At 43.4% G+C, this 9266-nt stretch carries 10 protein-coding genes and 2 pseudogenes; 2 read left to right on the top strand and 10 right to left on the bottom strand.

Annotated features, from left to right (window positions below):
- Positions 1-79 precede the first annotated feature (79 nt).
- Both PXY01_RS21650 and PXY01_RS21645 read right to left on the bottom strand, forming a co-directional pair.
- A complete protein-coding gene (locus tag PXY01_RS21650) occupies positions 80-1318 on the bottom strand; it encodes an IS110 family RNA-guided transposase (RefSeq protein WP_127573168.1) in 1239 nt (412 codons plus the stop codon).
- Between the two features lie 124 nt (positions 1319-1442).
- A pseudogene (locus tag PXY01_RS21645) lies at positions 1443-2218 on the bottom strand (recombinase family protein).
- A 163-nt stretch (positions 2219-2381) separates the two neighbouring features.
- Between PXY01_RS21645 and PXY01_RS21640 the strand changes: the two are divergent.
- Positions 2382-2588, top strand: a complete 207-nt coding sequence (locus PXY01_RS21640) for a helix-turn-helix domain-containing protein (RefSeq protein ID WP_127573166.1) — start codon at positions 2382-2384, stop codon at positions 2586-2588.
- Here the strand turns inward: PXY01_RS21640 and PXY01_RS21635 are convergent.
- From PXY01_RS21635 to PXY01_RS21615, 5 genes are all read right to left on the bottom strand, one after another.
- Entirely contained in the window at positions 2551-3411 is an 861-nt protein-coding gene (locus PXY01_RS21635) for a replication initiation factor family protein (RefSeq protein ID WP_127573164.1), read from the bottom strand. The two genes, PXY01_RS21640 and PXY01_RS21635, sit on opposite strands and share 38 nt — an antisense overlap.
- Positions 3412-3905: 494 nt before the next feature.
- Entirely contained in the window at positions 3906-4265 is a 360-nt protein-coding gene (cdiI, locus tag PXY01_RS21630; protein ID WP_127573162.1) for a ribonuclease toxin immunity protein CdiI, read from the bottom strand.
- Positions 4266-4285: 20 nt separating this feature from the next.
- The gene (locus PXY01_RS21625; RefSeq protein WP_127573160.1) at positions 4286-4729 is read right to left on the bottom strand and encodes a CdiA family toxin C-terminal domain-containing protein; all 444 of its coding nucleotides are present in this window, start codon (positions 4727-4729) and stop codon (positions 4286-4288) included.
- An 82-nt stretch (positions 4730-4811) separates the two neighbouring features.
- Positions 4812-6050 (bottom strand): IS110 family RNA-guided transposase, encoded by a 1239-nt coding sequence (locus tag PXY01_RS21620; RefSeq protein ID WP_122964574.1) that lies wholly within the window; start codon positions 6048-6050, stop codon positions 4812-4814.
- A gap of 121 nt (positions 6051-6171) precedes the next feature.
- The gene (locus PXY01_RS21615) at positions 6172-6948 is read right to left on the bottom strand and encodes a recombinase family protein (RefSeq protein ID WP_127573158.1); all 777 of its coding nucleotides are present in this window, start codon (positions 6946-6948) and stop codon (positions 6172-6174) included.
- A gap of 159 nt (positions 6949-7107) precedes the next feature.
- On the opposite strand from PXY01_RS21615, the gene PXY01_RS21610 reads away from it, so the two are divergent.
- Positions 7108-7314 (top strand): helix-turn-helix domain-containing protein, encoded by a 207-nt coding sequence (locus PXY01_RS21610; RefSeq protein WP_122964573.1) that lies wholly within the window; start codon positions 7108-7110, stop codon positions 7312-7314.
- On the opposite strand, the gene PXY01_RS21605 is transcribed toward PXY01_RS21610, so the two are convergent.
- The 3 genes and pseudogenes from PXY01_RS21605 to PXY01_RS21595 form a co-directional block, all read right to left on the bottom strand.
- The gene (locus PXY01_RS21605) at positions 7277-8134 is read right to left on the bottom strand and encodes a replication initiation factor family protein (protein ID WP_127573156.1); all 858 of its coding nucleotides are present in this window, start codon (positions 8132-8134) and stop codon (positions 7277-7279) included. The two genes, PXY01_RS21610 and PXY01_RS21605, sit on opposite strands and share 38 nt — an antisense overlap.
- Positions 8135-8590: 456 nt before the next feature.
- Positions 8591-8842: a hypothetical protein gene (locus PXY01_RS21600; RefSeq protein ID WP_122964571.1), complete on the bottom strand. Its 252-nt coding sequence runs from the start codon at positions 8840-8842 to the stop codon at positions 8591-8593.
- A gap of 2 nt (positions 8843-8844) precedes the next feature.
- Positions 8845-9266 (bottom strand): annotated as a pseudogene (locus tag PXY01_RS21595) (T7SS effector LXG polymorphic toxin); the annotation flags it as partial.

Below are 9266 nucleotides of genomic sequence, written 5' to 3'. Positions count from 1 at the left end.
TTTACCCGTCCCCTAAGTTGTAATCTTAAACTTGTGAATAAAGAAGTGGCAACTGGTTCTTCCAATTACCACCATTATATCAGCTTGCTTGGCGTTCTGTTATAGTTACCGCCCGATACTCTGTCTTGTGCTTCATCATGCTGTAGATGATGTTTACAAGCCTTCTCATGACGCATATCAAGGCTTGCTTCTTGGTCTTGCCTTCGGCTAGCTTCCGTTGGTAGAACTCGTAGAATACGGGATTCCGTTGCTTCTTGTTGTCACCTTTAGCCACTTGAATTTGTTGAACGGCTAGGTTATGGAAGATAGCGTTCAGTACCCGATTACCTTGTCCGCTTGCTTGGTCTTTGCCTTTGCCGCCCGAACTAAAACGGATAGGAGCGATTCCTGCAAAACGGGCTAGCTTATCAGCATTAGAGAAGCGGCGAATATCTCCGATTTCAGCAACCAGTTCCGCCGCTGTAACGGTACTGATTCCATCCATCGTCTGCAACTTAAAGTCGGTTTCAGCCAATACTTGACGAAGCTGTTCTTCCGTCTCTTTAATCAGTTCTCGACTTCGCTTCATATCTTGCACCATATTGACGACTAGGAAGTCTCTTGACGCTTGATAATTCCGCTTAGTCTCCCCGTCCTTCATTACAAGTTCCAAGATTTCCTCTGCTTTACGGGTTGAACAGGTGTTATTACTTGCTTTGCGAAGATATGCCGCTAGTTCCTCCGCCCCCACCGATTCCAAGTGATGCGGTGCAGGGTACTTCTCCCAAAATGCTAGAGCCGCTTTACCGTCAATGTCACAGAAGAACTTCTTGTAAGACGGATAATGATAGCTTAACTGCTGATGAAGTTGGTTCTTGAGCGTAGTGGCATGCTTGACGATAGAGTTCCTTCTAGCCACCAGTTGCCCGATAGTCCAGTAAATGTCCTGCGGATTAGCATCCGGCAGGTCATCGAGCCTTGCAAACAGAACCTTTGCAATACAAAACGCATCCCAACTGTCGCTCTTTTGGGTCGTTGCATTGCTCATACGTTCATTGTAGGACAGAGCGGAATTGACTTCCTTGACGATTTGCTTCTTCTCTACAAGGTGAACGGCTAACGCTCTGCCGTTGCCGCCCGTATCTTCTAATCCATAGACAGGGGTCATTTCTTTTGGCGTATGTTTCTTAACAAATTTCATCAACTCGTCAAAGGCAGATGGCTTATTCTCGATTTGGATTTCGCCTAGCCGCTCATGCCAGCAGTTGATGATAACCGCTGTATGGTGGGCTTTATGCAGGTCTAAACCAACGTAAACATGACGCATTTTGTAGTGCATAAAAGAAATCACCCCTGTGTACGGATTGTTAGTTGTCGTGATGGGTAAAGAATGGGGGCAACCTCAGTTCAAGCGTTAACCTTTCAGTTCGCAACGGGACGCAAGCCTCTCCACTCAATGCCTGTCACAGTATGGCTTCATGTAAGCCATGGGCTTCTATATTTCCATAGCGGTATGTACCGCTATAAAAATCACGTTTGTCCAAGATTCGTTTGATTTGCACTTTCGTAAATAGTCTGCCTTGTTGGGTCGTAAAACCTTCTTCATTCATGGCTTCGGCAATTTGGGAAAGTGACCATGCCGGATGTTCTGCCTTTAGCTGAAATACTCTGCGGACGGTTCGGGCTTGGCTTTCATCCACTTGGATGTACTTCTGACCTTTCTTTGCCTTGTAGCCGAAGGTGGCTCTCCCTCCGGCATAGCCGCCCTGCTCCGCTTTCTTGTACCGCCCCCTGCCTGTTTGAGGGCAATTTCGAGCCGTTGATACTGGTCAAGCAGTTCCATCAAGCCGTTAATCAAGAAGTCGTTCGGGTCTTTCTTGTAGATGCTGTAGGTAGGCTGTTCGATGCTCTGAACGTCCACCCCATACTTCTTAAACTCACGATGTACCAACACCTTCACAATGTCAGACCGCCATAAACGGCTTGTGTTGAGGACGATAACTGCATCAATGGTTTGAGTAGACAGAGCGGCTAACATGCTCTGAAAGCCGATTCTATCCACTTCTAGGGCTTCTTCATCGACCTTCGCCCCACTGATACCTTCATCGCTGTATATGTTCATCAGATTCCATCCTTGCTCCTGACAATAGGAGCGGATTTCATCCTGTTGGTACGCTAAACTGTAGCCATCTTTGGCTTGTCCACTCGTTGACACTCGAACGTAACCGATGACATTCATGCTGTTACTCCCCCCACCGTTACAGAAATCACAATTATTGAAACGGTACTCCGTATCACATCTCTATTATAGAACGGTATTCCGTTGCAAACAATTGTTTTTTAGTGATATGATGAAGGAAACATCGCTTAACCTGAAATGTTAATGCGTATCGGAGGTAAACATGCCAGTACGATTGAGACTTAGAGAAATTCTTGAAGAACGGGGAATAAGTCAACGAGAACTTGCCCGTCGGATGAATATCCGTTCCAGTACCGTTAGCCATCTCTGCTCTGATAAAGTTAATGCGGCTTACTTCGATACGTTGGAGCAGATTTGCCGGACACTTAACATCAGCCTGAACGAACTTCTTGTATTGGAAGATGAATAACCTTACCGGATAGAATGGCACAGGAGAGCGTTACTGCTTCCTGCCATTGTTCCGCCGCTACTTCATTCAGGTCAATGACATCCTGCGTTTTTATTTGTTCTTGAATCTTCTTGCGGTAATAAGGAGTCGTAGCCTGCGGAAGAAGTTTCTCTTGCTGAATCTCTTGAACAAGTCGCCCCACCTTCGGGGTGAACTTGGACAAGTCCGTCAGCACAGCACATAGATATTTACTGTTAAACTGCGGCGGATACTGAACCAGTGAATCAAGCGGTATCTTCCCCTTCGGAGCATATACAATTTCCATTCTCGTTCGCTCCCCTATAATTTCCTGCCGCTTTGTCTCCGACAACTGACGTTTCTTGTCATACACCCGACAATAGCCATCCTCCTGACGCTGATGTTTGCCGTTGTAATAACGAGTTCCTTTGAACAGTCGTAGCTTCCGTCCCTTCGTTGACATTGTAAATAGGTCATTGATGGGAACAGGAATGTCGAAAGCTACATCACAACGCACGAACAAGATTTCGTTGGCAAAGTCTCGGATTTGTTCGAGCCAATGACGGAAGTAAACTAGCGACTTCGGGTAGGCTTCAATCCTCAATGTATTCTTTCGGGTTTTCGGAGCGTAAACCAACTTATAGGAGATATGCAGGAAGTGTTCTCCTGTATTGATTCTGATGCGGTATTGAAATCCTCGTTCCCCCACCATCATCCTGACCCCGTAGAAATGACAAATTCGTTTGTGGAACTCATTGAAGAAGTCCCAATAGACATCTGTAAAGTCGATGACAATACGGTCAATGGATACAGTGACCCCTTTCATGTGCCGCCCCCCTCCCGAATTTTTTCATGAATTTCGGGCTTAATTAGAGGGCAGGTGGCTAGCCTTTAACACATGACCTTCCCGTTGTAGAATGTTCAGTTACGTCCTGACAGTATAATTGTCGGGCTATCCTTCCGATTAGTTGCGATGACTTTTCAATAGGTTGCCTTCTCAGTGTCTATATCGAGAGAGGGTATTGTTCGGTTGCGATAAATTTTGAAGAAAACCGCAGAAAACGAAGCTGACAAAAAACAGGTCAATCATGGTGGTAACTGACCATAATCGACCTGTTCAATGTAACGCAGTAGCGTTATTTAGGTAATAAAATTCAAGCTTACTGTACGTACAACAGAAATGATGAAATCTTTATACGGGTATTACATGAGTTATATTTGTTATTGGTTGAATGATGGGTTCATTCGTCAGTGGGTAGCCCTCTTCAAAAAAAATAGACGGCTATCATTAAAGATAACCGCCACCCAACATAAATTAAATTAGCTTAATTTATTTTTTATTGCTATCAGTAATTCGTTGACTTCCGCTTTACAACTAGGATTACGTTCTAAAAATTTATTGCTAGCTTCTAGTAGATATCGATAAAACACATTATTATCTACTACCAAGATTTCATCTTTCTCTACAGCCGGATAATCAAAATAATAGGCAACTCCGTGTTCACCGAAATAACTCTCTTCCCAAGGTTGAAGTTCTCCAGCAAAAACGCACCAAATTTCTCCTAACCCAAATCCTTCACCATTCGAATAATTTTTTAGAGCATCTAAAAAATATCCATCACCTAAGTTGGAATAGTACAGCCCAATAAGTTCTATCTCCTTGTTCGATTCAATTGACATATTTGCTCTCCTTAAATCACTTATTTTAATGTTGGGAAGAAGTTTGTTATTTCCCCATTATCGATATAGCCTTGGAACTTAAGCCCATTTGATGAAGTACCAGTTATTATTCTTCCATTAACAGTTCCGTTTGCCATAGCTTCTTTGCCCCATTTTAACATTTGCTCATTAGAAATTACACTTGGGTCGTACACGGTTTTTGGATTAGGGATATTTTTATACTGTCCCGGTATAATATCTCCCCGTGTATCAACTGCAGGTAACCGATATTTAACCTCATAAACACCGTTAATAGTGGGATGTGGTGTCTTAGATAATATATTCTCATCAAGACTCCATCCTCTATCAGTAAATGCCTTATTGAAATTGTCCAAATTGTGCCCTCCGACAATTCCTTTATTACCCTTTCGAACAACATCCTCAACTTCTACTAAATGGGTATCATATCCGGTCTTTAACTTCAGACCATTTCCCGTCCCCTAAGTTGTAATCTTAAACTTGGGAATAAAGAAGGTGGCAACTGTTTTACCAATCACCACCATTATATCAACTTGCCTGACGCTCTATTAGATTAGCCGCCCGATACTCGGTCTTGTGCTTCATCATGCTGTAAATGATGTTTACGAGCCTTCTCATGACGCATATCAGGGCTTGCTTCTTGGTTTTGCCTTCTGCTAGCTTTCGATGATAGTAGTCGTAGAAGAGGGGATTTCGTTGCTTCTTGTTGTCGCCTTTCGCTACTTGGATTTGTTGAACGGCTAGATTGTGGAATATAGCGTTCAATACCCGATTTCCTTGTCCACTTGCTTGGTCTTTGCCTTTGCCGCCCGAACTAAAGCGAACGGGAGCAATTCCTGCAAAACGTGCTAGCTTGTCAGCGTTGGAGAATCGGCGGATGTCTCCGATTTCGGCAATCAGTTCCGCCGCTGTAACGGTGCTGATTCCATCCATCGACTCTAGCTTGTAGTCCGTCTCAGACAAGACCTGACGAAGCTGTTCTTCTGTCTGCTTAATCAGTTCTCTGCTCCGTTTCATGTCCTGAACCATATTGACAATAATAAAGTCTCTGGACGTTTGAAACTTTCGCTTCGTCTCCCCGTCCTTCTTCACCAGTTCCAATATTTCCTCTGCCTTACGGGTAGAACAGGTGTTATGGCTTGCCTTGCGTAGATAGGTTGCCAGTTCATCCGCCCCAACCGATTCCAAGTGATGGGGAGCAGGGTACTTCTCCCAGAAAGCAAGGGCGGCTTTTCCATCTACATCACAGAAGAACTTCTTGTAGGACGGATAGTGGTAGCTTAATTGTTGGTGCAGTTGATTCTTTAATGAACTGGCGTGTTTGACCAGTGCGTTGCGTCTTGCCACCAGTTGCCCGATTGTCCAGTAAATGTCCTGTGGATTCGCATCTGGTAGTTCATCTAACCTTGCAAGCAATACTTTGGCGATGCAATACGCATCCCAACTGTCGCTCTTTTGGGTGGTTGCATAACTCTTACGCTCATTATAGGACAGGGCAGAATTGACTTCTTTGACAATTTGCTTCTTCTCAACAAGGTGAACGGCTAGTGCTCTGCCGTTGCCGCCCGTGTCTTCCAATCCATAGACAGGAGTCATTCCTTTTTTGCAATGCTTCTTGACCATCTTCATCAAGTCATCGAAACTGCTTGGCTTGTTGTCGATTTGGATTTCATCCAGTTTCGTATTCCAACAGTCGATGATAACGGCTGTATGGTGGGCTTTGTGTAAATCAAGCCCGACATAAATGTGTTTTTGCTTGTAGTGCATAAAAGAAATCACCCCTGTATACGGATTCTTTGATGATTAGGAGTAAGAATGGGAGCAACCTCAGTTCGAGCGTTAACCTTACGGTTCGCAATGGGACGCAAGCTTCTCCATTCATTTCCTGTTACAGGATGGCTTCATGCAAGCCATCTGCTTGTATATCTCCATAGCGGTATGTGCCGCTATAAAAATCACGTTTGTCCAAAATTCGTTTCACTTGCACTTTGGTAAACAATCTGCCTTGCCCAGTTGTATAGCCTTCTTGGTTCAGTGTTTCGGCTATCTGGGTCAATGACCATGTGGGATACTGTTCCTTGATTTCAAATACTCTACGGACGGTCTGGGCGTGTCTTTCATCTACTTGGATACTTTTCTGACCTTTCTTTGCTTTGTATCCGAAGGTAGCCCTTCCACCTGCATAGCCGCCCTGTTGGGCTTTCTTGCTCCGCCCTCTGCTTAGCTTCATGGCGATTTCAAGACGTTGGTATGCGTCTAGCAACTCCATCAAGCCATTTATGAGGAAGTCATTCGGGTCTTTCTTGTAAATGCTGTAGGTGGGCTGTTCAATGCTCCGAACGTCCACCCCATACTTCTTGAACTCTCTGTGAACCAGAACTTTTACGATGTCAGACCGCCATAAACGGCTTGTATGGAGGACAACAACTGCATCAATGGTTTTACTGGCTAGTGCGGCTAACATGCTCTGGAAGCCGATTCTGTCTACCTCAAGAGCATCCTCATTTACCTTCGCCCCACTGATTCCTTCGTCAACATATATGTTCATCAAGTTCCATCCTTGCTCCTGACAATAAGAGCGGATTTCATCTTGTTGGTACGCTAAACTGTAGCCGTCTTTGGCTTGTCCTTGTGTTGATACTCTTACGTAACCGATGACATTCATGGTGTTTCCTCCCCACCGTTACAGAAATCTGAATTATTGTAACGCTTAGTAGATACAACGTAATTATATATCGACTAAGCGTTACAATCAATCATTTCCATAAAGAGTGAGGAAATCGTATAATAAAGTGATAAAGTCTGTTCGGAAGTTGGTGTCAATTTGCCAGTAGTCGTAAAACTGAAAGAGATTCTAGCCCAACGTAATATGTCTCAGCGTGAATTAGCAAGGCTTACTGGGCTACGACCGAATACCATAAGTCATCTATGTTCTAACGAAGTTGACAGAGTACATCTCAGCACCTTTGACATTATCTGCAAGACCTTAAACATTAGCCTGCATGAACTTCTTGTACTGGAAGATGACTAACTCTACCGCAAACTAGAGCACATGTCAGGGTCATTAAATCCTCCCAATGTTGAGCGGCGAGAGCATCAAAGTCTACAAGTTGCTGTGAAGACATGATTTCTTTTATTGATGCTCTATGATGCTTGCTCAATTCATCGGGTGTCATTAAACCGTGTTGCAACGCTAATATCATGGCTCTCTTCTCCGCCCGAACTGTTTGCAACTCTGTGATGACGCTACAAGTGTAGTAATCATTAAATTTGGGCGGATATTGAATGATGCTCTCCAAAGGTATTTTCTCATCGGGTCTGTAAACTAGTTCCACTCTCGTTCGCTCTCCCTCTTCTAGAATCCCCTTCGCTATCTGCTCTGCCTTTTTATCATAATTACGACAAAAGGCATGGGCTTTACTTTCGTCTTTCCGCCCAAAATATCGAGTTCCCTCGTAAATGTTCATGTTCCGCCCTGTATTCGATGCGATGAATACATTGCTCATCGGATAAGGAAAATCAAAAGCCAATTCGCAACGACTAAAATAGACCTTCTGCGTGTGCCTGTACAAAGCTGAAAGCAACTTTTGAAAACGAACCAAGTAGTCAGGATGAGTTTCAATTTGCAAGGTGTATTTTAATGATTTCTTTTGCCGCCACGGTTGGTATCGCAAATAAAGATATGCGTCATCCAAAGCTAAATTCCAATGGTATACATACCCTTTGTGACGTATGGCAGGTTTAATATCAAACCAATCTCGAAACGATAGTGCAAGCTGATTGTAAAAGCTGACCGTCACTCCTTGATACTCAACGGAAACCTTATCAATGGAAAGTTGTACGTTGTTCATGCGTTACCCCCACAGGCAAAACTTTTGACGGATTTGCCGCTTGTATTATATAGATGAGGGAGTCGGTGGCTAGCCTTTCACACGTGACCTTCCCGTTGCAATTATCATTTGATTCCTGACACTCTCTATGGTCGCTATACCATACTCAAAAGTTGCACTGTGTTTCTTTCACCCTATCAATCGTTCTATGTACGTACACCGTTGCAAACATATTTGAAAAAACCGCAAGAAAACGAAGATAACAAAAAACAGGTCTTTTATGGTGGTATCTGACCATAATTGACCTGTTCAATGTAACGATATTACGTTAAATAGGGATACTTTTTCCAGACATTCTGTGCGTACATCTTAATTCATAAAAACTTCTTACAGGTAGAACAAAGGTTATGTTGGTAATGTTAAAGTTAAGTCGTTTATTCGGCACTGGGTAGCCCCCCACCAAACACAAGGACTCTACTAAGACTCGAACGCCGTTCTTTCCGGAAAAATTCCGCCTTCTCTAACTAGACAAACTGCCAACCTCTGTGCCGCTCTGTCAAAATAGAACTTTGATGGAATACTTGGGTCGGGTATACCTTCTAACTCAGAAAATTTTCTGGTTATTTTGTTTAACTCGATTTTCCCCATTACATTTTCATTTGGTCCAAATTTGTAGATAACAGATTCATCGTTTTCAAATTCTTTAAGTAACAGTACATACGAAGCCAAAATTACTCCTCCTCTGGCGGATACCATGGACGCCCAGAATCTACTGTTCTATCGTGGGCAGTCCTGTAATCCGTTTTAAATATACCTTCAAACTTTGATTCAAAGAGTTCATGATTCAATAAGTCGATGTCATTCTGCTTGTAAGTTCCTTTTTGAAGCCTATCCCATGCTTGAGCAATTTCATAATCGGCTTCAAAACGTCCAACACCGTGCTCCTTGATGTGCTCTTTAAAGAATAAATGTTCTTTTATTCTCTGAATCCTATGTTCTGCCATCCCTGTATTTTTGGCAATAGCCTGAACGTCAACATTTGACTTCCTAAAGGATTCATACATTTCATCTGCTTTGTCTAACCGTCTTAGGTATTCATCGACAGAGAGTTCCCTACCACCAGTCTGAACTTTACCCGTCCCCTTAATTGTAA

Origin of the sequence: Paenibacillus xylaniclasticus (assembly GCF_004001065.1) — a bacterium.
GTDB classification, from domain to species: domain Bacteria; phylum Bacillota; class Bacilli; order Paenibacillales; family Paenibacillaceae; genus Paenibacillus_T; species Paenibacillus_T xylaniclasticus.
Note: the sequence above shows the minus strand (reverse complement) of the source record. Positions and strands in the feature narration are given on the sequence as shown.